This window comes from Nonomuraea sp. NPDC005692, assembly GCF_040631115.1.
Taxonomy (GTDB): domain Bacteria; phylum Actinomycetota; class Actinomycetes; order Streptosporangiales; family Streptosporangiaceae; genus Nonomuraea.
The window spans coordinates 104,002-126,692 of sequence record NZ_JBEXYU010000020.1 but is presented as its reverse complement, the minus strand read 5'-3'; the positions used below and the strand labels follow the sequence as shown (position 1 = coordinate 126,692).

Annotated in this window: 10 protein-coding genes; 7 read left to right on the top strand and 3 right to left on the bottom strand. The window is 74.4% G+C overall.

The features are described from left to right. Window positions 1-7: 7 nt before the first annotated feature. Complete coding sequence (locus tag ABZ459_RS33130; RefSeq protein ID WP_357978834.1) at window positions 8-1,414, bottom strand: MFS transporter; 1,407 nt, start codon at window positions 1,412-1,414, stop codon at window positions 8-10. A 168-nt stretch (window positions 1,415-1,582) separates the two neighbouring features. Here ABZ459_RS33130 and ABZ459_RS33125 point away from each other — a divergent pair, with 168 nt between their 5' ends. Together ABZ459_RS33125 and ABZ459_RS33120 are read left to right on the top strand one after the other, a co-directional pair. After that, window positions 1,583-2,503, top strand: a complete 921-nt coding sequence (locus ABZ459_RS33125; RefSeq protein WP_357978832.1) for a nitroreductase/quinone reductase family protein — start codon at window positions 1,583-1,585, stop codon at window positions 2,501-2,503. A 59-nt stretch (window positions 2,504-2,562) separates the two neighbouring features. Further along, window positions 2,563-3,201: a 4'-phosphopantetheinyl transferase superfamily protein gene (locus ABZ459_RS33120; protein WP_357978830.1), complete on the top strand. Its 639-nt coding sequence runs from the start codon at window positions 2,563-2,565 to the stop codon at window positions 3,199-3,201. Between the two features lie 2 nt (window positions 3,202-3,203). Here ABZ459_RS33120 and ABZ459_RS33115 read toward each other — a convergent pair whose 3' ends face one another. Beyond that, entirely contained in the window at window positions 3,204-4,487 is a 1,284-nt protein-coding gene (locus tag ABZ459_RS33115; RefSeq protein ID WP_357978828.1) for a cation:proton antiporter, read from the bottom strand. 134 nt (window positions 4,488-4,621) lie between these two features. On the opposite strand from ABZ459_RS33115, the gene ABZ459_RS33110 reads away from it, so the two are divergent. From ABZ459_RS33110 to fabD, 4 genes are read left to right on the top strand one after another with little or no spacing between them, the layout of a single operon-like run. Then, window positions 4,622-5,455, top strand: a complete 834-nt coding sequence (locus tag ABZ459_RS33110) for a DUF6039 family protein (protein ID WP_357978826.1) — start codon at window positions 4,622-4,624, stop codon at window positions 5,453-5,455. A 3-nt stretch (window positions 5,456-5,458) separates the two neighbouring features. Beyond that, window positions 5,459-6,676, top strand: coding sequence for a hydroxymethylglutaryl-CoA synthase (locus ABZ459_RS33105; RefSeq protein ID WP_357978824.1), 1,218 nt, complete (start codon window positions 5,459-5,461; stop codon window positions 6,674-6,676). Then, window positions 6,667-7,389: an enoyl-CoA hydratase-related protein gene (locus ABZ459_RS33100; protein WP_357978822.1), complete on the top strand. Its 723-nt coding sequence runs from the start codon at window positions 6,667-6,669 to the stop codon at window positions 7,387-7,389. The genes ABZ459_RS33105 and ABZ459_RS33100 overlap by 10 nt, the downstream gene beginning before the upstream one ends. Before the next feature lie 15 nt (window positions 7,390-7,404). Next, window positions 7,405-9,654 (top strand): ACP S-malonyltransferase, encoded by a 2,250-nt coding sequence (gene fabD / locus ABZ459_RS33095; RefSeq protein ID WP_357978820.1) that lies wholly within the window; start codon window positions 7,405-7,407, stop codon window positions 9,652-9,654. Here the strand turns inward: fabD and ABZ459_RS33090 are convergent. Next, entirely contained in the window at window positions 9,651-10,385 is a 735-nt protein-coding gene (locus ABZ459_RS33090; RefSeq protein WP_357978818.1) for an alpha/beta fold hydrolase, read from the bottom strand. The two genes, fabD and ABZ459_RS33090, sit on opposite strands and share 4 nt — an antisense overlap. Before the next feature lie 98 nt (window positions 10,386-10,483). On the opposite strand from ABZ459_RS33090, the gene ABZ459_RS33085 reads away from it, so the two are divergent. Beyond that, on the top strand, window positions 10,484-22,687 hold the full coding sequence (locus tag ABZ459_RS33085) for an amino acid adenylation domain-containing protein (RefSeq protein ID WP_357978816.1): 12,204 nt from the start codon (window positions 10,484-10,486) through the stop codon (window positions 22,685-22,687). Window positions 22,688-22,691: the final 4 nt, after the last annotated feature.

The following is a 22,691-nucleotide window of genomic DNA, read 5'->3' as shown; positions in this document are numbered from 1 at the left end:
GGGTGGATCAGACGCGGCGCGGCAGCAGGAAGCCGCCCGCCGCGAGGGCCAGGCCGAGCCCGGCCGCGATGAGGAAGACCAGGCCGTAGCCGTCGGCGAGGGCTTCAGGGGAGCCCGCGGCGCCGCCGGCGCCGGCGGCCGTGGCGAGGACCGCCAGGCCGATCGACGAGCCCACCTGGCTGGTGGTGTTGGCCAGGCCCCCGACGACGCCCGCCGCGCCTTCTGGCGCCTCGGCGGTCGCCGCGGCCATGAGGGTGGGGAAGGTCAGCCCGATGCCGGCCGCGACGAGCAGCGTGGGCCCGAGGACGGCGGGAAGGTAACCGCTGCCGGCCTCGGCCAGGGACAGCCAGCCGAACCCGGCCACGAAGAGCGCGCCGCCGCCGAGCACCAGCGGACGCGCCCCGGCCCGCGGCAGCAGGGCCGCGGACACCCGGGCGACCAGCATGAACGTCACCGCCGCCGGCGTCTGCCCGAGCCCGGCGAGCAGCGCGCTGAAGCCCAGGACGTTCTGCAGGAACAGCGACGTGAAGTACCACATCGCGATGGTGATCCCGCCGAACAGCAGCAGCATGCCGTTCCCGACGGCCACCCCCCGGATCCGGAGCAGCCGCAGGGGCAGCATGGGCCGGCCGGCGAAGCGCGCCTCGACCACGACGAAGACGGCGAGCAGCAGCAGCCCGGCGAGCACCGGCACGAGCACCCGTCCGGACGACCAGGCGTGGTCGGCGCTCTGCATGACCCCGTAGACCAGCGCCGCCAGGCCGGCCGTGCCGGTGACCGCGCCGGCCAGGTCGAGCGGCTCGCGCCGCGCGCTCCGCACGGTGACCAGCGCCGAGAGGGCCACGGCGATCAGCAGCGCGCCGACCGGCACGTTGATCAGGAAGACCCAGCGCCACGACAGGCCGGTGGTGATCGCGCCGCCGGCCACCGCGCCGATCATCCCGCCGACGCCGCCCGCGGAGGACCAGGCGCCGAACGCCCTGGCGCGCGCGCCCGGCTCGGTGAAGTACGTGTTGATCACGGCCAGCGTGGCCGGGGCCATCATGGCGGCCCCGGCGCCCTGCGCCACGCGGGCCGCGACCAGGACCTCCGCCGCGGTCGCCAGGCCGGCGGCCAGGCTGGCGGCGGAGAACAGCAGCAGCCCGGCGACCAGCGTCCGGCGCGGGCCGAACAGGTCGGCGGCCCGGCCGCCCAGCAGCATGAAGCCGGCGAAGGCGAGCAGGTAGCCGTTCACCACCCAGGCGAGCCCGGTGGGGGTGAAGCCGAGCTCCGCGCGGATCGCGGGGAGGGCGACGTTGACGATGGAGGCGTCCAGGATGACCATGAACTGGCCGGCGCAGGCCAGCGCCAGGACCAGCCAGGACGGGATGGTCCGTGGGGTGGCCCGCCGGGCGGCGGTGCCGATGCTCGTCATGAGTGGTTCCGTTCTTGTCTGATTCGCGTCGCGGACGTGCGGCGTGCGGGCGCCGCGTCAGGGGGCCCTCTTCGCGATCCCGGCTTCGGCGGGCGCTGCCCGGCCGTGTAGGATTTGGTTACGCGAATAACTATTATGCAGATAACTAATTTTCGTCAAGGAGCGATCATGGACTTCGCGCAAGCCGACGCCGTCAACCAGGCGATCCGCCTGCTGAGCCTGCGCCACCGCGCCAGGGCCGCCGCCCTGCTCGCCCCGCTTGGCCTGCATCCCGGGCAGGAGGCGCTGCTGCTCGAACTCGCCCGCACCGGGCCGAGGATCCAGGCGCAGCTCAGCGAGGCGCTGGGATGCGAGCCGCCCAGCGTGACGCTCATGAGCCGCAAGCTGGAGGCCTCCGGCCACATCCGCCGCACGCCGGCGCCGTCCGACAAGCGGGCCAGCGTGGTCGAGCTCACCGACAGCGGCCGGGCGCTGGCCGAGCAGGTCAAGCGGCTCTGGGTCGACCTGGCCGAGGAGACCGTGGCCGGCCTGCCGGCCGAGACGGTGGCCGGGCTGCCCGCCCTGATCAACACCCTCACCGACAACGTGGACAGGCGCCCCGGCCGGCGGCACGGCCCGGCGGAGGCGGCCCGGCAGGCCACGCAGGCCCCGACCGGCGAGTACGAGCCCAGCGCGTCGGACTGGGTCCGCGAGCACGTCGAGCAGATCATGCGCACCGGCACGACCGACGGCGTCACGATCAAGGACCTGCCCGTCGTGCTGATGACCTACCGGGGCGCGAAGACCGGCAAACTGCGCAGGACGCCGGTCATGCGGGTCGAGCACGAGGGGCGCTACGCGGCCGTCGCGTCCCTGGGCGGCGCCCCGGTCAACCCCCAGTGGTACGCCAGCGTGCTCGCCGAGCCCGTCGTCGAGCTCCAGGACGGCACGGTCACGGGCGTGTACCGGGCGCGCGAGGTGTCGGGGGAGGAGAAGGACGTCTGGTGGCGGCGGGCGGTGGCGGCCTACCCCGACTACGCCGACTACCAGACCAGGACCGAGCGCCGGATCCCGGTCTTCGTCCTCGAACCGCTCACCGGCGAGAGGTGACGACGGCGGCCTGTGGGTAGACGCAGGGGCACGCGCCGGCCCAGGAGGAGGGACACTCGATGATCGAGACGCTCGTCCCGGACAACGTCGCCGTCTCCACCGCGTACGGCGACCCGCCCGGCGTGCGGCTCTTCCCCGAGGAGCGGCACGCCGTCAGGAAGGCGGTCGCCAAACGCCGGCGCGAGTTCGCCACCGTCCGCCACTGCGCTCGCGAGGCGCTGGCGGCCCTCGGCATCCCGCCCGCGCCCATCGTCCCCGGCCGGCGCGGCGCGCCCCGCTGGCCGGCGGGCGCGGTGGGCAGCATGACGCACTGCGCCGGGTTCCGCGCGGCGGCCGTGGCCGACGCCGGCGACGTGCGCAGCATCGGCATCGACGCCGAACCGCACGAACCCCTCCCCGAAGGCGTCTTCCGCATGGTGGCCCGGCCCGAGGAGGCCGCGATGGTGCGCGAGCTGCGCGACCTGCGTCCCGGCACCTGCTGGGACCGGCTGCTGTTCAGCGCCAAGGAGTCGGTCTACAAGGCGTGGTTCCCGCTGACCGGCGAGTGGCTGGGGTTCCACGACGGTTCCCTCGCCTTCTCCCTCGACGGCCGCTTCCGCGCCAGGCTGCTGCCGCCGGACGCGCCCCTGGCGGAGTTCGCGGGCCGCTGGACGGCCGCCCCCGGGCTGCTGGCCACGGCGATCGTCGTCCCCCGATAGGGTCAGCCGCGCCGGCCGGGCTCGACGAGCTGCTCGTGCTCGGCCCGGCGCAGGCGTTCCTCGGCGGTGAGCTCGACGCGTCTCATCGCGACGCGCAGGATCGGCGGCGCCATGAGCGAGGTGACGATCGCGACGACGATCACGATCGTGTACATCGCCGTGTCGATGATGCCGATGCGCAGGCCGACCATCGCCACGATCACCTCGATGACGCCGCGCGCGTTCATGCCGGCCCCCAGCGCGAACGCCTCCCACGCGCTCAACCGGCTCAGCAGCGCCCCCAGGTAGGCGCCCAGGAACTTGCCGACGATCGCCACCCCCAGCACGGCCCCCGCCGCCGCCAGCACGTCCGGCCTGGCCAGCAGCGTGAGGTCCATGCGCAGGCCGGCCGTCGCGAAGAACAGGGGAGCGAGCACGCTGAGGACGATCGTGCGCAACGGGGCCAGCCACGCGGCGTCGGCGTGGCCGGACCGCCCGATGAGCGCGCCGCAGACGAACGCGCCCAGGATGGCCTCCAGGCCGAGCGCGTGCGTGCCGGCGGCGGCCAGCAGCACCAGCACCACGGCGACGGCAACGGCCGGGCCCGGCTCGTCCGAGCGGGTGGCGGCCCGCATCGTCCAGCGGACCAGCGGCCGGCCCACCCAGAGCGCGAACGGCACCAGCGCGGCCAGGTAGACCAGCGACAACACGATCTGCCCGGTGCGCACGCCCGTGGTCGCCATGGCCGAGACGACCGAGAGCATGAACCAGCCGAACGCGTCGTCCACCATCCCCGCCGTCAGGCAGAGCTGGCCGACGTCGCGGTGCAGCAGCTTCATGTCCGTCAGCGTCTTGGCGATCACCGGGATGGCGCTGACGCACGTGGCCACGCCCAGGAACAGCGCGAAGACGGTCACGCTGGTGCCCTCGACGAGCAGGGAGGCGGGCAGCAGGAAACCGGCGGCCACGCCGAGCCCCAGCGGCACGACCAGACCGGCGACGCTCACCTTGACGGCCGTCGCGCCGCGCCGGCGGACCAGGCCGAAGTCGAGCTGGATGCCGGTGATGGCGACCAGCAGCAGCACGCCGACCTGGCCCACCGCGTCCAGCAGGTGGAGCTGGGTGAACTTCAGGGCGGGGGCGAGGTGGTTCAGCAGCGACGGGCCGAGCAGCACGCCCACGGTCAGCTCGCCGACGATGGCGGGCATGCGCAGGCGCACGGCCAGCCGGCCGAGCAGGACGGCGAGACCGAGGAGCAGGCCCAGCTGCAGCATGAAGACCAGCAGTTCGTGGGCTCCCAGAGGCATGTCAGGCACATGAGAGGCTAGGCCGATCGGGCCGTCGTCCTGCTGCTCAATATTGAGCCCGCGGGCGTCGGGCCCCTGGGGGGCCTGCTCAATATTGAGCGGAGGTTCCCGCGCCCGTGGGCGACATTCGGGGCATGACGAAGCCGGCGCAGTATCAGACCACCCTGCCCCCCGACCAGTTGCTGCACTCGGGCAACGCGGGCCTGATCATCCACCGTGTGGGGATGCTGGAGTACGGCATGGCCCGCGAGGGCCGCGACTTCAGCGTGGACCTGCTCGACTACATGAACCGCGCCCAGGCCGGCGTCGCCACGACCTTCTGCTACGAGGAGGTCTTCGGCGTCCGCGAGCGGCTGCACTGGTTCGTGCACATGAAGTCCCCCGAGAAGTACAGCAAGCTCATCGAGATGGTGGACCACGACGAGGCGTTCCAGCAGATCTCGCTCAAGGACCGGCTGCCCAAGAAGGGCGGCGGCAACTGGGAGAAGATGTTCGTCCACGGCAGTCTCCAGGAGACCGTCATGTGCCCGCAGCACGGGTTCACCGACGACGTGCACGACGTGCCCGGCACGTTCGTGCCGCCCGCGACGCACCAGACCGCGCAGCGGGAGCAGCTCAACTCGGCGACCGCCGGGGCGATCGTGCTGCGCACCGCCGACGCGCGCTACGAGCTGCGCGAGGAGGGACGGCAGTTCCTCTACGACTGGTCCCGCTACCTCAACGCCAACCTCGAGGGCCGCGCCACCGCCTTCATCTACGAGCAGACGTGGGGCCGGCAGGACCGCCTGCACGCCCTCATCCACCTGCGCGAGCTGGACGACTACCAGGCCGTGCGGGAGCTGGACCGCGGCGAGGGCATGCGCAAGGAGGTCTACGACGTGGAACGGGTCCCGGAACGGCACGGCGGCGGGCAGTGGGACCGGCTGTTCGTGCCGACCAGCATCCACGACGTCCTGATGGTGCCCTAGGCCATGGCTCTCGGGATCGAGGCGATCAACGCTTACGTCGGCAGGGCGTACACGGACGTCCGCGCGCTGTTCGACGCGCGCGGCCTGGACGTCAACCGCTTCGGCAACCTGATGATGGAGCAGCGCTCGGTCAACCTGCCCTGCGAGGACCCGGTCACCAACGCGGTCAACGCCGCCCGGCCGCTGCTGGACGCGCTCACCCCGGAGGAGAAGGACCGGATCGAGCTGCTGGTCGTGGGCACGGAGTCGGGGCTCGACTTCGGCAAGCCGATCAGCACCTACATCCACCACCACCTCGGGCTGAACCCGGCGTGCCGCTCGTTCGAGGTCAAGCACGCCTGCTACGGCGGGACGGCCGCGCTGCAGTGCGCCGCCGCCGTCGTCGGCGCGAGCCCGATCCCCGGCGTGAAGGCGCTGGCCATCGCCACGGACGCGGCCAGCGGCACCGCCAAGTCCACCTACTGGGAGCCCTCCGAGGGCGCCGGTGCGGTGGCCATGCTGGTCGGCGAGGACGCGCGGGTGCTGCGGCTCGACCCGGGCGCCAGCGGCTACCACACCTTCGAGGTGATGGACACGGCCCGGCCGCGCCACGACACCGACGCGGTCGATCCCGACCTGTCGCTGCTGGCCTACATGCGCTGCGCCGAGGAGTGCTTCGCGGCCTACGGGCGGCGGGTGGCCGGCGCCGACATCGTGGACACCTTCGACTACCTGGCGCTGCACACGCCGTTCGCCGGGATGGTGAAGGGCGCGCACCGGATGTTGCTGCGCAAGCTCAAGGGCATGGGGGCGGCGGAGATCGAGGCCGACTTCGCGGCGCGGGTCGCGCCGTCCCTGGCCTACGGCGTGCGGGTGGGCAACACCTACTCGGCCGCGCTCTACCTGGCGCTGTGCTCGCTCATCGACCACGGCGCGTTCGACGCGCCGAGGCGGGCGGGGCTGTTCTCGTACGGGTCGGGCTGCGCGTCGGAGTTCTACAGCGGCGTGATCCCGGCACAGGGGCGCAGCGGCATCGGCCGGGCGCTGGACGAGCGGCGCGAGATCGGCGTCGCGGAGCTGGACGCGCTGACCGAGCTGAGCGCCGACCGCGCCTTCGGCGTGCGGGACGCGGTGCTGGACCCCAAACCGTACGGCGACCTGTACGAGGACGCCTTCGGCGGTCGCGGCCTGCTGGTGCTGGACCGCATCGCGGACTTCCACCGGGAGTACAGATGGAGCTGACCTCGGCGACCCTGCGGCACCGGCTGCGCAGCCGCACGATCGACGACCGCGCCATCGACGAGCTGGGCGCCGCCCTGGACGAGGCCGAGCGCGCGCCCGGCTGCCGCATCCTGCTGCTGGAGGGCGGCGACGGCGTCTTCTGCACCGGCATGGACCTGGAGGAGGCGGCCGGCAGTGACGTCGCCGACGGCGGCCGGGCGTTCTACGGCCTGCTGCGCCGCTTCACCGAGACGCCCGTGACGGTGGTGGCCCGGGTGGACGGCCGGGTGGCCGGCGGCGGCGTCGGCCTGGCCGCGGCCAGCGACTTCGTCTTCGCCAGCGAGCGCAGCACCTTCAGCCTGCCCGAGGCGCTGTGGGGGCTGCTGCCGTGCTGCGTGCTGCCGTTCCTGATCCGGCGCACGGGCTTCCAGAAGGCGTACGCGATGACGCTGAGCACCCAGCCGGTGAGCGCCGCGGAGGCCGCCGCCTTCCACCTGGTGGACGAGGTGTCGGACGACCCGGAGGCGCTCGTGCGGCGGCTGGCCTACCGGCTGACCAAGCTGGACCGGTCGATCGTCACGGACATGAAGCGCTACTTCCGCGAGCTGTGGATCCTGTCGGACGAGACCGAGCAGGTGGCGGTCAAGGAGTTCGGCCGGCTCATGTCCAGCCTCGAGGTGCGCCGCAGGCTCGTCGACTACGCGACCGAGAAGAGATTCCCCTGGGAACGCTAGAGAGGAACGCGCCTGATGTCCGTCGTGTGGGTTTTCCCCGGGCAGGGGTCGCAGCGCAAGGGCATGGGCGCGGGCGTCCTGGAGCGGTACCCCGACCTGTGCGCCCGCGCCGACGAGATCCTCGGCTACTCCGTCGCCGAGCTGTGCGACGACCCCAGGCGGCTGCGTGAGACCCGCTACGTGCAGCCCGCCCTGTTCACGGTCAACGCGCTGAGCTTCCTCGCCCGGCAGGACGAGGGCGGCCGGCCCGACTACCTGGCCGGGCACAGCCTGGGCGAGTACGCGGCGCTGTTCGCGGCCGGCTGCTTCGACTTCGAGACCGCGCTCGGCCTGGTCAAGCGGCGCGGCGAGCTGATGTCCGAGGCGGGCGGCGGCGCCATGGCGGCGGTGCTCGGCGCCGACCCGGAACGGCTGGAGGAGCTGCTGGCGGGCACCGGCGTCGACATCGCCAACTACAACTCCCCGGAACAGGTCGTCCTGGCCGGGCCCAAGGACGAGCTGGACGCGCTCAGCCGCGGCGGCCCCGGCAAGTGGGTGCCGCTGAGCGTGAGCGTGCCCTCGCACTCGCGCTACATGGAACCGGCCGCCGACGCCTTCGCCGAGGTGCTGGACGGCGTCCGCATCGAGGAGCCGCGGGTGCCCGTCATCTCCAACGTGACCGGACGCCCGTACCGGGCCGGCGAGGCGGCCGAGCTGCTGCGCCGCCAGATCTGCAACCCGGTGCGGTGGGTGGACGGCCTGCGCTACCTGATGGACCAGGGCGTGTCCGAGCTGGCGGAGATCGGCCCCGGCGACGTGCTCACCAAGCTGTGGACGGTCACCCGCCGCCACCCGCCCGAGCCCCCTGCCGTCCGGGAACCGGCCGAGATGCCCGCCGTCCGGGAGCCGGTCGAGGCGCCCGCTGTCCGGGAGGCCGGGATCGTGCTCGGCTCGGCCGAGTTCCGCGCCGACTACCGCGTCCGCCACGCCTACCTGGCCGGGTCGATGTTCAAGGGCATCGCCTCGCCCGAGCTCGTGATCAGGATGGGCCGGGCCGGGCTGATGGGCTTCCTCGGCGCCGGCGGCCTCACCCTGGACCAGATCGCCGACGCGCTCGACACCGTCCAGTCCGCCCTCGGCCCGGACGGCGCCTACGGCGTGAACCTGCTCTACGGCTTCGACGAGGAGGGCCTGGAGCGCGAGACGGTCGACCTGCTGCTCCGCCGCGACGTGCGGTACGTCGAGGCAGCCGCCTACCCGCACATCACCGCGCCCCTCGTCCGCTACCGCTGCAGCGGCGCGCACCGCGACCCGGCCGGGCGGCCGGTCGCCGTCCGGCACGTGGTGGCCAAGGTCTCCAGGCCCGAGGTCGCCGCCGCCTTCATGCGGCCCGCCCCGCAGGCCGTCCTGGACCGGCTCGTCCGGGAGGGGGCGCTGACCGCGGCCGAGGCGGAGGTCGCCGCGGAGCTGCCGGTCAGCGCGGACGTCTGCGTCGAGGCCGACTCGGCCGGGCACACCGACGGGCGCTCGCCGTACGCGCTGATGCCGGCGATCCTGCGGCTGCGCGACGAGGAGATGGCCGCCCACGGCTACGCCCGGCGCATCAGGGTCGGCGCGTCCGGCGGCATCGGCGCCCCGGAGGCGGCCGCCGCCGCGTTCGTGCTCGGCGCCGACTTCATCGTCACCGGCAGCGTCAACCAGTGCACTCCTGAGGCCGGCACGTCCGACGCCGTCAAGGACCTGCTCGCCGGGCTCGACGTGCAGGACACCGCCTACGCCCCGGCCGGCGACATGTTCGAGATGGGCGCGCAGGTGCAGGTCGCCAGGAAGGGCACGCTGTTCCCGGCCCGCGCCAACAAGCTCTACCAGCTCTACCGCCAGTACGGCTCGCTGGAGGAGATCGACGAGCGGACCAGGCGGACGATCCAGGACAAGTTCTTCCGCCGCTCCTTCGAGGAGGTGTGGGAGGAGACGCGGGCGTTCCTGGCCGCGCGCCGGCCGGCCGAGCTGGCCCGCGCCGAGCGCGACCCCAAGCACCGGATGGCGCTCGTCTTCCGCTGGTACTTCGTGCACACGATCAGGCTGGCGCTGCGCGGCGAGGCCGGGCGGCAGGTGGACTACCAGGTCCACTGCGGGCCGGCGATGGGCGCGTTCAACCGGTGGGTGGCGGGCACGGAGCTGGCCGACTGGCGGGCCAGGCACGTGGACGTCATCGCCGACCGGCTGATGGAGGCCGCCGCCGGGCTGCTCGAAGCCCGGCTGCGCGACCTGTCCAAGGACGGTTAGACGTTGAGCAGATGGCGGTTCAGGTCCTCCTGGACCGCCGTCAGCACCTCGGGCCGCGGGCCCTTGAGGTAGAAGTGGTCGCCGCCGAACACGCGCAGCGTGAAACCGCCGCCGGTGGCGTCGGCCCAGGCGCTGATCTCGTCCGGGTCGACCTCCGGGTCGGCGTCGCCGGTCAGCGCCGAGATCGGGCAGTCAGGACGCGGGCCGGGCAGCGGCGTGTACGACTCGTTCAGCTCGAAGTCGGCGCGCAGGCCCGGCAGGAACACCTCCAGCAGGCTGCGCTGGTCCATCACCTCCGACGGCGTGCCGTTCAGCTTGCCCATCTCGCTCAGCAGCTCGTCCTCCGACAGGTCGCTGAAGCGGCGGCGGCGGGTCGGCAGGTGCGGCGCGCGGCGTCCGGACACGAACAGCACCGCGGGCGAAAAGCGGCGGGCCGTCTCCCAGGCCACCACGGCCCCCATGCTGTGCCCGAACAGCGCGAACGGCCGGTCGGTGTACGGCTCGATGGCCTCCGACAGCGGCCCCACGAGCTGCTCCATGCGGTTGTAGGGCCGCTCGCGCAGGCGTGACTCGCGCCCCGGCAGCACCACCGGGCAGACGTCGACGTCCGGCGACAGGTGGTCGTCCCATTTGCGGAACAGCGCCGACCCGCCTCCCGCGTGCGCGAAGCAGAACAGTCTGATGCGGGCGTCGGGTCTGGGCTCGCCGCCCGCTATCCAGGAACCAGGCATGGTCAGAAAGTTACGGCCGATCGCCTTGCGCTGCCTGCTCAGTCTTGAGCAGGCAGCGCGCGCCGTCCTCACTAGCGTCGCAGTGAGGGAGGAGGCCCATGGAGCACGACGAGCGCGTGACGGAGACGGTCATCCGCCTGCTGGCCGAGGTGCTGCCCGGCGGTGCGGAGCTGACCCCCGACGCTTCACTCAAGGACAGCGGACTCGACTCGATCTCCGCGGTACGGGTGTGGTTCGAGATCCAGCGGGAGTTCTCGCTGGACTTCCCCGTCGAGCGGCTGGGCGGCTGCGCCACGCCGGCCGAGCTGGCCGCGCGGATCGCCGAGCTGGCCGGGACGGCGGAGCACGACACCCCCGCGACCGGGGCGGCGATCAGCCCGGCCCCCGGCGAGCGGCACGAGCCGTTCCCCCTGACGCCCCTGCAACAGGCGTACGTCATGGGCGCGGACGAGGACGCCACCCCCGACCCGGTCGGCTGCCAGGTGTACCGCGAGTTCGAGGTGCCCGGCGTGGACCCCGCCCGCCTGCGCGCGGCCTGGCAACGCGTCGTCGACCACCACGACGCCCTGCGCCTGGAGCTGGGCGAGGACGGCACCCAGCGGATCCTGGAGCGGGCCCCCTCCTGGGACCTGCCGGTGGACGAGCCCGGCGCCCGCGAACGCCTCGCGCACCGGCGTTACGAGCCGGGCGTCTGGCCGCCGTTCGCCGTCGAGGTCACCACGCCCGGGACCGTGCACTTCGGCATCGACGCGAGCGTGACCGACGGCCGCGGGCTCGACGTGCTGCTGCGCGACTGGTGGCGCTGTTACCGCGACCCCGGCCACGTGCTGGAGGACAGCGACCTGTCCGTCCGCGACTGCCTGCTGGCGCTGGACGCCCAGCGGCGCGGCCCCCGCCACCAGGAGGACCTGGACTACTGGCGGGAACGCCTGGCCGACCTGCCGCCCGGCCCCGCCGCCGGCGTGCCGGACGGGTCGCCGCGCTCCGCGCTGACCGGTTCGCTGACCGCCGCCCAGTGGGGCGCCCTGCGCACCAGGGCCGCCGAGCTGGACGTCTCGCCGACCGCCCTGGTGCTGACCCTGTTCGCCGAGACGGTCGGCAGGGGGGAGGACTGCTCCCTGGCCGTGACCACGACCGGCCGCGCCTGGCTGCCGCGTGAGGTGGACGAGGTGGTCGGGCCGTTCACCGGCACCGCCGTGTTCGCCGCCGAGAGCACGCTCGGCGAGCCGCTCCCGGAGGCGGTCCAGGAGGTGCACCGGCGGCTGTGGCGCGACCTCGGCCACGCGGGCGTCCCCGGCGTGACCGTCATGCGGGAGCTGCGCGAGCGCACGGCGCTGCCCGTCGTCTTCACCAGCCTGCTGGACGCCCGGCCCGACGAGGCCGTGCCGCCGGTGACGTACGCGCTGAGCCAGACCTCCGGCGTCGCGCTCGACCACCAGATGTGGGAGCACGACGGCGAGCTGCGGGTGCGCTGGGACCTGGTGCCCGGGTGCTTCGAGCCCGGCGAGCCGGAGACCCTGTTCGCCCGCTTCACCAACGCGCTGCGCGCCCTGGCCGCCGACACCGGCGAGGAGGAGATCCGGCCGCTCAACGAGCTGCAGAAGGCGTACTACGTGGCCCGCGCGGGCGGCGCGCACCCGTACGACGGCTGCCAGGTCCACCACAGCTTCCACGTCCGCGACCTGGACCGGGACCGGCTCGAACGGGCCTGGCTGCGCCTGGTGGCCGCGCACGACGCGCTGCGCTCGGAGGTCACCCACGACGGGACGCTGCGGGTCAGGCCGCACGCGCCGGAGAACTGGAGCATCCCCGAGACCCCCGGCGTCGAGGCCGGGGAGATGGCCGGGCGGGCGTTCCCGCTGGGCCGCTGGCCGCACTGGGAGCTGCGGGTCAGCGGCGAGACGGTGCACGCGGCCGTCGACCTCGCCGTGCTGGACGGCCGGAGCATCCACATCGTGCTGCGCGAGCTGTTCAGGCTGTACGCCGACCCGTCCGCCGAGCCGCGGCCGGCCGCCGAGGCCCCGGGCGCCCTTGAGCGCCCGCACGAAGGGGGCTACTGGGACGAGCGGTTCCGCGACCTGCCGCCGGGGCCCGAAGTGGCCACCACGCCGGCGCGCCGCGTCCGGCTGAGCGGCAGCGTCGCCGCGGTGTCCGACGAGACCGTCTTCGCCGCCCTGGCCGGCGCGCTGCGCGCGCGCTTCGCCGATCCGTTCAGCGTGTCCGTGGTGCGCTGGACCGCCGAGTCCGAGCCGCGGCGCCCCGGCGAGCACACCGCCCTGAGCTGGGTCACCGACGAGGAGTCCTACCCGGACCGGATCGCCGCCGACGCCGCCAACGGCGCCCTGACCGGCCTGGCCACGCTGCGCGGCCACGTCATGAAGGAACGCCGCCGCCGCGCCTACGCCTTCCCCGTCGTCTACACCAGCACCCTCGACCTGACCGAGCACCCCCTGCCGGACGGCGTCGAGGCCGGGCCCTGGATGACCTACACCCCGGACGTCGCGCTCGACTGCATCGTCATCAGGGAGGGCGACCGGCTGCACTACCACTGGGACGCGCTGGAGCCGGAGTTCCCCGACCTCGCCGAGCTGTTCGCGGCCTTCGAGGACCGGCTGCGCCCCGCGCACCGGCTGTTCGAGCGGCAGGCCGCCGCCGATCCCGACGCGGTCGCGCTGCGGCACGCCGGCGGCACCATGACCTACGGGGAGCTGAACCGGCGCGCCAACGCCGTCGCCTGGCGGCTGAAGGAGCTGGACGTGGGGCCGGGGACGGTGGTCGCCGTGCGCCTGTGCCGCGGGCCCGACATGGTGGCCGCCGTCCTCGGGATACACAAGGCGGGCGGCGCCTACCTGCCGGTGGAGCCGTCCCTGCCCGACGAGCGGGCCGCCGTCATGCTGGACGACGCCGCCGCCGGGATCGTGCTCACCTGCGCCGAGACGCCCGGCTGGGCCGTGCCCGAGGGCGTGCGCGCCGTCGAGCTGGACGCCGGCGGCGACGACCGCGGCGACCCGCCCCTAGCCGGCACCGTGGACGACCTCGCGTACGTGATCTTCACCTCGGGCAGCACCGGCAAGCCCAAGGGCGTCGAGGTCAGCCACCGGCCGCTGCTCAACCTGCTCGACTGGTGCTACCGCACCTTCGACTTCGACGCCTCCGACGTCGGGCTCTGCGTCACCTCGCTCGGCTTCGACCTGTCGGTGTTCGACATCTTCGGCCTGCTCGGCCGGGGCGCCTCGCTCTACATCGCCGACGAGGGCCAGCAGCGCGACCCCGAGCTGCTGCTGGACGTGCTCATCGACGAGCCGATCACGTTCTGGAACTCCGCGCCCACCACGCTCAACCAGCTCGCCCCGCTGCTCGCCGAGCGGCAGGGCGAGGAGGGCACCGGCGACCTGCGGCTGGTCTTCCTCAGCGGCGACTACACGCCGCTGCCGCTGCCGGACGCCGTGCGCGCCACGTTCCCGCGGGCGCGGGTGGTCAGCCTGGGCGGCGCCACCGAGGCCACCGTCTGGTCGAACTGGTTCGAGGTGGGCGAGGTCGACCCGTCGTGGCGGAGCATCCCGTACGGGCGGCCGATCGACGACGCCGTCTACTACATCCTCGACGAGGACCGGCGGCCCTGCCCGGAAGGCGAGGAGGGCGACCTGTTCATCGGCGGCAGGTGCCTGAGCCTCGGCTACCGCAACCAGCCCGAGCTGACCGCCGAGCGGTTCGTGCCGGACCCGTTCGCGGGCGGGCGCATGTACCTGACCGGCGACCGGGCCGCGCTGCTGCCCGACGGGAACATCACGTTCCTCGGGCGGGCCGACAACCAGGTGAAGATCCGCGGGTTCCGGGTGGAGCTGGGCGAGATCGAGCACCGGCTGCGGCAACATCCGGGCGTGCGGGACGTCGTCGTCCTGGCCCGCGACGACCGGTCGGGGGAGCGGAAGCTGGTCGCGTACGTGATGGCCGAGGGCGCGGAGCCGGACGTCGGGGAACTGCGGGCGCACGCGGCCGGGACGTTGCCGGCGTACATGGTGCCCAACCACGTGGCGTTCGTCAGCACGTTCCCGGCCACCTCCAACGGCAAGCTGGACCGGGACGCCCTCCCGTGGCCGCTCGCCGACCGCGCCCCCGAGCCCGAGCCCGAGCCGGAGCCCGAGCCCGAGGTGGCGGGACAGACGGTGACGGAGATCGCCGAGCTGTTCGCCGAGCTGATCGGGGTCGAGGAGGTCGATCCCGGCCAGGACCTCTGGGACCAGGGCGTCACCTCCTTCACCATGGTCCAGGTCTCCAAGGCGCTGCGGAAGCGGTACGGCAGGCGCGTTCCGGTGGCGCTGCTGCTGGAGAACCCGACCGTCACCGGCATCGCCACCGTCGTCGGCGCCCCCACCGACAAGCCCGCGACGAACAAGCCCGCGACGAAGAAGCCCTCCACGGACAAACCCGCCGCGGAGAAGCCCACCGCGGAGAAGCCTTCCGCGGACCAGCCCGTCGAGCAGCCCGCGCGGGCCGACGTCGAGGCGGACGGGCCGGGGGAGGTCGACTTCTTCTCGCCCGAGGACCGGGAGGCGTTCAAGGCGGGCCAGTGGAACCTGCGCCCGCTGGAGCCGGACGCCAGCCTCATCCGCCTCGACCGCCTGGACGTGCCCGAGGAGCACTTCGCCTGGCGGGCCAGCGTGCGCGACTTCGCGCCCGGCTCGCTGCCGTACCGGTCGCTGTGCCGGCTGCTCGGGCTGCTGCGCGAACGGCGGCTCGGCGACCGCGCGCGCCACCTGTACCCGTCGGCCGGGGACACCTACGCCGTGCAGGCGTACCTGCACGTCACCAAGGGCGCGATCGGCGGCGTCGCCGAGGGGATCTACTACTACAACCCGGTCGAGCACGCCCTCCAGCTCGTGAACGGCCGCCCCGAGCTCGACCGTACGGCCCACTTCGTCTACAACCGCGACCTGTACGACCGCGCCGGATTCAGCCTCTACCTCATCGGCCAGACCAAGGGCATCGAACCCCTGTACGGCGAGCAGAGCCTGCGCTACCTGACCCTGGAGGCGGGCTACCTCGGCCAGCTCCTGATGACCGGCCAGGCGGCCTGCGGCATCGGGCTCTGTCCCATCGGCGAGGTCGCCTTCGACCAGGTGCGCGACCAGTTCGACCTGGACGACGGCCACCGCTTCCTCCAGGCGTTCCTGGGCGGCCCCGCCGAGTACGCGACCGGCGACGCCGCCCCCGTGTTCGCCACTCCCGTGCTCTCCACACCCGAGACGGAACCGGCCCTCCGCACCGAGCCCGTCCGGCGCGAGGAGCCGACGTCCGAGGAGCGGCCGGCCGGTCTCGCCGTGATCGGCATGGCCGGCCGCTACCCCGGCGCCGACGACCTGGACGGCTTCTGGCGCAACCTCAGCACCGGCACCCGCAGCCTGGGCCCGAGCCCCAGGGGCGAGCGTCCCGGCGGCTACCTGGAGCACATCGACCGCTTCGACAGCCTGCTCTTCCACATCTCGCCGAAGGAGGCCGCGACGCTCGACCCGCAGCTCCGGCTCCTGCTGCACAGCGTCTGGGAGTGCCTGGAGCACGCCGGTCACACCCCCGATTCGCTGCACGCGACCGCCCCCAGGGTGGGCGTCTTCGTCGGCTCGATGTGGCACGACTACCAGCACGCGGGCGCCGCCGCCTGGCGCGCGGGCGGCCCGGCCGTGGTCTCGGCGACCGCGTCCGACATGGTCAACCGCGTCTCGTACTTCTTCGGCTTCACCGGGCCGAGCATCGCCGTGGACACGTCGTGCTCGTCCACGCTGACCGCCCTGCACCTGGCCGCCCAGGCCATTCGTACGGGCGACTGCGACGCGGCCGTGGTCGCGGGCGTCAACCTGCTCGCCGACCCCTACCACGCCGGGCTGCTGGCCGGGCTGGGCCTGCTGGCCGAGGAGGCCGGCGCCGCCGCCTTCGACGCCGACCGGCCCGGCTGGACGGTCGGCGAGGGCGTCGGCTCCTTCCTGCTGCGGCCCGTCGCGGACGCCGTCCGGGCGGGGGACGCCGTCCACGGCGTGGTCGAGGCCACCTGGGTCGCGCACACCGGGCGTACCGGGCGGTTCACCGCGCCGAGCGCCGGCGCCATGGCGGCGTCCATGCGCCGTGCCCTTGAGCTGGCCGGCGCCGGGCCCGGCGACGTCTCCTACGTCGAGTGCGCGGCGGCCGGGGCGGCCCTGGCCGACGCGGCCGAGGCCGAGGCGCTGGCCGAGGTCTTCGGCGAGCGGTCCGAGCCCGTCGCGGCGGGCACGCTCAAGCCGAACATCGGCCATCTCGAAGCCGCGTCCGGCGCCTCCCAGCTCGCCAAGGTGCTGCTGCAGCTGCGGCACGGACGGCTGGCGCCCACTCTCCTCGCCGAGCCGCCCACCGACGCGGTCGCCGTGCCGGAGCAGCCGGAGCCGTGGACCGGCGAGCGGCGGGCGCTGATCAACGCCTTCGGGGCGACCGGCACGCACGCCCACGCCGTCGTCCGGGCGCCCCGTCCCGAGGAGACCCCGGGCAGCGCGGCCGAGGACGGCAGGGAACACGCCGTCCTGGTCTCCGCCGCGACCCGGGAGCGGCTGGTGACCGCCGCCCGCCGCCTGGCCGAGACCGGGGAGCGGGACGTGCGCCGGATCGCCTACACCTCCCAGACCGGGCGTGCCGCCCTCGCGCACCGGCTCGCCGTCGTCTGCCGTGACGCGGCCGGGCTGCGGGAGGGGCTGGAGGCGTTCGCGGCGGGCAGGACGCACCCGTCCGTGCTCGCCGGGCGCTCCGGCGGGGGCGCCGGCCCAGCGGGCACGGAGGCCGAGGCGGCGGCCGCCTGGGTGGCCGGGCAGGACGTCGACTGGGCACGGTTCTGGCCGGAGCGGCCCGGACGCGTCGCGCTGCCCGCCTACCCGTTCGAGGCCGAGCCGTACTGGATCGAACGGGCGGAGCCGGTCGCGGCCCAGGCCGCCGCCGGGGACATGGAGGACTACCTCAAGGGCGTCTACGCCGAGGTCTCTGGCATCGACGCCGACCGGCTGGGGACGCGGGTGCCGCTGGAGCAGTACGGGCTGACGTCGTCCCAGATCGTCGAGCTCAACGCGCGGCTGGAGCGGGACCTGGGCGAGCGGTCGCGCACGCTCTTCTTCGAGCACAAGGACCTGGCCGGGGTCGCCGCCGCGCTGTCCGCCAGAACCCCCGCCCCGCCCCCGACGGACCGGCCGGATCGGACCGATCGGACCGATCGGACCGATCGGACCGAACCGCGGACCGAACCGCGGACCGACGGGCCGGACGGTTCCGGCGACGGTGCCGACGACGGCGCGATCGCCGTCATCGGGATCGCCGGGCGCTACCCCGACGCTCCCGACCTGGGCACGTTCTGGGAGAACCTGGCCGCCGGGCGGCACTCGCTCTCCCGCGTCCCCGCCGACAGGACCCGCGACGGCTGGCCCGTGGACCTCATGTGGGGCGGCTTCCTCGACGGCGTCACCGACTTCGACCCGCTGCTGTTCGGCATCACCCCGCGCGACGCGGCCCTCATGGACCCGCAGGAGCGCGTCTTCCTGGAGGTCGCCTGGGAGGCCCTGGAGGACGCGGGCTACCCGCGCACCCGCCTGCGCGACCGGCACGGCTCGAACGTCGCCGTCTACGCGGGCGTGATGTACAACGAGTACCCCTTCTTCGGCGTCGAGCAGAGCCTGCGCGGCACGCCCCAGGACACCGGCGCGACCCTCGGCGGCGTGGCCAACCGCGTCTCCTACCACCTGGACCTCAAGGGGCCCAGCATGTCGGTCGACACGATGTGCTCGTCGTCGCTGGCCGCGCTGCACCTCGCGGTCCGGTCGCTGCGCCAGGGGGAGTGCGAGCTGGCGATCGCCGGCGGCGTCAACCTCAACCTGCACCCGAACAAGTTCGTCCAGCACGCCCGCATGCGGCTCACCGCCGGCGACCGGCGCTGCCACAGCTTCGGGGCGGGCGGCGACGGCTTCGTGCCCGCCGAGGGCGCCGGGGTCGTCCTGCTCAAGCCGCTGTCCAGGGCCGAGGCGGACGGCGACCGCATCCACGCCGTGATCAGGGGCACCGCCGTCGTGCACTCGGGCCGGACGAACGGCTGGGTGGTGCCGAGCCCCGTCGAGGAGGGCGAGCTCGTCGCCCGCGCGCTCGCCGACGCGGGCGTGGACCCCGCCGGCATCGGCTACCTGGAGTGCCACGGCGCGGGCACCGCGCTCGGCGACCCCATCGAGATCAACGCCCTCATGCGGGTGTTCGGGCCGGCGGGGGCCGCGCCGGGCAGCATCCCGATCGGGTCGGTCAAGTCCAACCTCGGGCACGTCGAGTCGGGCGCCGGCATCGCCGGGCTCACCAAGATCGTGCTCCAGCTCCGGCACCGGCGGCTCGTGCCCTCCCTGCACGCCGACGAACTCAACCCGGACATCGCCTGGGACGAGATCCCCTTCCGGGTGCAGCGCGAGGCGGCCGACTGGCCCGAGGGGCCCGGCGGCGCGCCCCGGCGGGCGGGCCTCAGCTCGTTCGGCGCCGGCGGGACGATCGCGCACGCGGTGATCGAGGAGGCCCCGCCCGCCACTCCCGCCACTCCCGACGCCGGACCGCAGCTGATCGTGCTGTCGGCCCACGACGAGCGGCGGCTGCGCGCCATGGCGGGCCGGCTGGCCGGTCACCTGCGCGCGACGCCCGAGAACCTCGCCGACGTCGCCCACACCCTCCGGACCGGACGCGAACCGCTGCGCGAACGGCTCGCCCTGGTCGTCGCGGACGTGGCGGAGCTGTGCGAACGGCTGGAGCGGTTCGCCCGGTCGGAGCCCGCCGACGTGCTGCGCGGCCGGACACGTCCCGGCGCCCCGCCATCCGGGCGGCCCGGCGACCAGCTGTCCGGGCGGCCCGGCGACCTGCTGGAGCTGGGACGGCACTGGGTGGACGGCGGCCACGTGGACCGGACGCCGCCGCCGGGCGCGCGGCTGGTGGGGCTGCCGTCGTACCCGTTCGACCGGATGCGGTGCTGGCCGTTCGAACCCGCCTCCGGCGACCGGGAACCGGCCGCCCCCGAGACGCCGCTCTTCGAACGGACCTGGGCGCCGTCCGGGCAGCCCGCCCACGACCCCGGGACGCTCGGCGACGGGACCGTGGTGTGCCTGTTCGACGCCGCCTCCGAGGAGCTGGCGCGCTCGCTCGGCGACCAGGTCGTGCCCGTACGAGCGGGCGACCCCGTCCCCGAGGAGTTCACCGGCTGGATCGACCTGCGCGACCTGGGCGAGGCCGACCCGGGGGGCGAGCTGGACCGGCTCGCCGTCCTGCGGGACGCCCTGGCCCGGCGCCGCCCGCTCCGGATCCTGCACGTCACCAGCGGCCTGCTGGACCTCGACGGCGCCTCGCCGAGCCTGGCGGGGGCGCGGCTGGCGGGGTTCGTGCGGATGCTCGCCGCCGAGTACCCGGCGGTCACGGCCACGGTGCTGGACAGCGACCGGCCCACGGCCGCGCAGATCCGCGCCGAGTGGGCGGCCGCGGAGCCGTACGGGGAGGTCTGCTACCGCGACGGCGAGCGGTTCCGTCCTGATCTGCGGGAGTTGTCCGCGCCGTACGCCGAGCCGGAGCTCGATCCCACGGCCGTCTACGTCGTGAGCGGCGGCACCAGGGGGCTGGGCGCGCTGGTGGCCCGCCACCTGGCCGATCGCGGCGCGCGCCGGCTCGCCCTGCTCGGGGTGCGCCCACTGCCGCCGCGCGAGCAGTGGGACGGCTCCGGCGAGGAGGCCGTCGCCACCGTCCTCGACCTGGAACGCGCGGGCGCCCGGGTGGTCGTGCACACCGGGCCGCCGTCCGGGGTGGCCGCCTTCCTGGACGGCGTGCGGCGCGAGCTGGGCCCGATCGGCGGCGTCGTCCACTGTGCGGGACGCTCCAGCCAGGGCCGTCCGTCGCTGGCCCACAAGTCCGAGGACGACCTGCGGGCCGTGCTCGCGCCCAAGGCCGACCTGCTGGAGGCGCTGGACGAGGCGTGCGCCGGGGACCGTCCGGCCTTCTTCGTCACCTTCTCCTCCGTGTGCGCCGCCGTGCCCGCGCTGGCCGCCGGGGTGGCCGACTACGCGGCCGCCAACGCCTTCCTCGACTACTGCACCGGGGTCAGGCGGCGGTCCGGGCGGACCGAGTTCCGGTCGGTCGACTGGCCGCAGTGGCGGGAGTCCGGCGGGGCGCGCGGGAAGCCCAACGTCGGCGAGGCCGTCGGTCTGGCGTCCCTCGGCGACCGGGACGGGCTGCGGGTGCTGGACCGGGTGATCGGGCTGCCGCGCGGCGCGACCGTGCTGCCGTGCCCGCCGTCCGGCGCGTCCGTGGACGTCCCGGCGCTGATCCGGCTCCCCGAACGGGCGGACCACCAGCCGGCCCCCGCCGGCCCGGCCCCCACCAGTCCGGCCCCCGCCCGCCCGGCTCCCGAGCAGGCGCGGGCCGACGGGCCCGACTGGCTGGCCGTGCTGTTCTCCGAGACGATCGGCATCCCCGTGGACGCGCTGGACCCGACGGCGGAGTTCGGGGACCTCGGCGTCGAGTCGGTGATGCTGGCCGAGCTGGTGCAGCGCATCGAGGAACGACTCGGGGAGAGCCTGGAACCGTCGCTGCTGCTGGACTACCCCACGCTGGAGCAACTCCGCGACCGCCTGGGCCACCCCGAACCGGCCACCGACCATGTGGCCGCCCCCGAGCCGGGCGCCGGTCATCCGGCCGTCCCCGAGCCGACCGTCAGCCGTCCGGCCACCGCCGAGCCGGGCGCCGGTCATCCGGCCGTCCCCGAGCCGGGCGCGCGGGGGGAGGGCCGGGAGACCGCGCAGGTCGGCGCCCCCGAGCCCGCCCTCCCGGGGGCCGCCGATGATCGCAGGATCGCGATCATCGGCATGGCCTGCCGGTTCCCCGGCGCACCCGACGTGGCCGCGTTCTGGCGGAACCTCACCGAGGGCCGGTGCGACGTGCGCGAGGTGCCCGCCTCCCGCTGGGACCACCGCGAGCTGTACTCGCCCGAACCCGCCCTCGGCCGCAGCATCAGCAAGTGGGGCGGCTTCGTCGACGGCATCGAGGACTTTGACAACGACTACTTCGACCTGGGCGAGGACGAGGCCCGCGCCCTCGACCCGGCCATCCGCATGTTCCTGGAGTGCTGCGCGGCCTGCCTGGCCGACGCCGGATACGACCCCGCCGAGCTGCGCGGACGCCGGGCCGGCGTGTTCGCGGGGGCCCGCATGTCCGACTACGGGCGCCGGGTCGGCGTCCGGCCGGGCGGGCTGGCCTCCGACCAGAACTTCATCGCGGCCAGGGTCGCCCACCACTTCGACCTGCGCGGCCCCAACCTCGTCGTGGACAGCGCCTGCTCCTCCTCGCTGGTCGGCGTGCAGCTCGCCGCGCAGAGCCTGCTCGCCGGGGAGGCCGAGGTCGCCCTGGCGGGCGGGGTGGAGGTGCTCCTGGACGAGAACGACTACCTCCAGCTCAGCGCGGCCAAGGCGCTGTCGCCCACCGGACGGTGTCACACGTTCGACGAGCGCGCCGACGGGTTCGTGCCGGGGGAGGGGTGCGGGGTCGTCCTGCTCAAGCCGCTGCGCGCGGCGCTGGCCGACGGCGACCGGGTGCACGCGGTCATCGAGGCGGTCGCGGTGAACAACGACGGCCGCACCATGGGCGTCACCACGCCCAACCCCGAGGCCCAGGCGGACGTGGTCCGCCGGGCCCTGGCGGCGGCCGGCCGCACGCCTGCGGAGATCGGCCTGATCGAGGCGCACGGCACCGGCACGCTCATCGGCGACCCCATCGAGCTGCGCGCCCTGACGCGGGTGTTCGCCGAGGGCGGCGGCGACCCGGGGACGTGCGCGATCGGCAGCGTGAAGAGCAACATCGGCCACACGCTCAGCGCGGCCGGGGTCGCCGGGTTGATCAAGGCGGCGCTGGCCGTCGAGCACGGGCGGATCCCGCCGACGTTGTCCTGCGAGCGGCCCAACCCGCGCTTCGACTTCGCCGCCTCGCCCTTCGAACCCGCCACCGAGCCGCGGGACTGGCCCTCACCCAGGGTCGCGGGCGTGAGCTCGTTCGGGCTCGGCGGCACCAACGCGCACCTCGTGCTGAGCGAGCCGGACCCGCGGACGCGCGTGCGTCCGGAACGCGAGCCCGCCCCCGCGCCGGTCTTCCGGCGCAGGCGACTGTGGCTGGAGCGCGACCCTGCCCCGGCCCGCGACCCGGCTCCGGCCGGCGCCTCCGGCCCCGGTCCCGATCCCGGCCCGCCGGACGACGCCAGCTCGCTGCTCGACCTGAACATCACCACGGGGAGGCGCTGACTCC

What these genes read in the sequence shown, in the direction of transcription:
- ABZ459_RS33130 (WP_357978834.1), bottom strand. Translation starts at nt 1,414, where the DNA reads ATGACGAGCATCGGCACCGCCGCCCGGCGGGCCACCCCACGGACCATC.
- ABZ459_RS33125 (WP_357978832.1), top strand. Translation starts at nt 1,583, where the DNA reads ATGGACTTCGCGCAAGCCGACGCCGTCAACCAGGCGATCCGCCTGCTG.
- ABZ459_RS33120 (WP_357978830.1), top strand. Translation starts at nt 2,563, where the DNA reads ATGATCGAGACGCTCGTCCCGGACAACGTCGCCGTCTCCACCGCGTAC.
- ABZ459_RS33115 (WP_357978828.1), bottom strand. Translation starts at nt 4,487, where the DNA reads ATGCCTCTGGGAGCCCACGAACTGCTGGTCTTCATGCTGCAGCTGGGC.
- ABZ459_RS33110 (WP_357978826.1), top strand. Translation starts at nt 4,622, where the DNA reads ATGACGAAGCCGGCGCAGTATCAGACCACCCTGCCCCCCGACCAGTTG.
- ABZ459_RS33105 (WP_357978824.1), top strand. Translation starts at nt 5,459, where the DNA reads ATGGCTCTCGGGATCGAGGCGATCAACGCTTACGTCGGCAGGGCGTAC.
- ABZ459_RS33100 (WP_357978822.1), top strand. Translation starts at nt 6,667, where the DNA reads ATGGAGCTGACCTCGGCGACCCTGCGGCACCGGCTGCGCAGCCGCACG.
- fabD (WP_357978820.1), top strand. Translation starts at nt 7,405, where the DNA reads ATGTCCGTCGTGTGGGTTTTCCCCGGGCAGGGGTCGCAGCGCAAGGGC.
- ABZ459_RS33090 (WP_357978818.1), bottom strand. Translation starts at nt 10,385, where the DNA reads ATGCCTGGTTCCTGGATAGCGGGCGGCGAGCCCAGACCCGACGCCCGC.
- ABZ459_RS33085 (WP_357978816.1), top strand. Translation starts at nt 10,484, where the DNA reads ATGGAGCACGACGAGCGCGTGACGGAGACGGTCATCCGCCTGCTGGCC.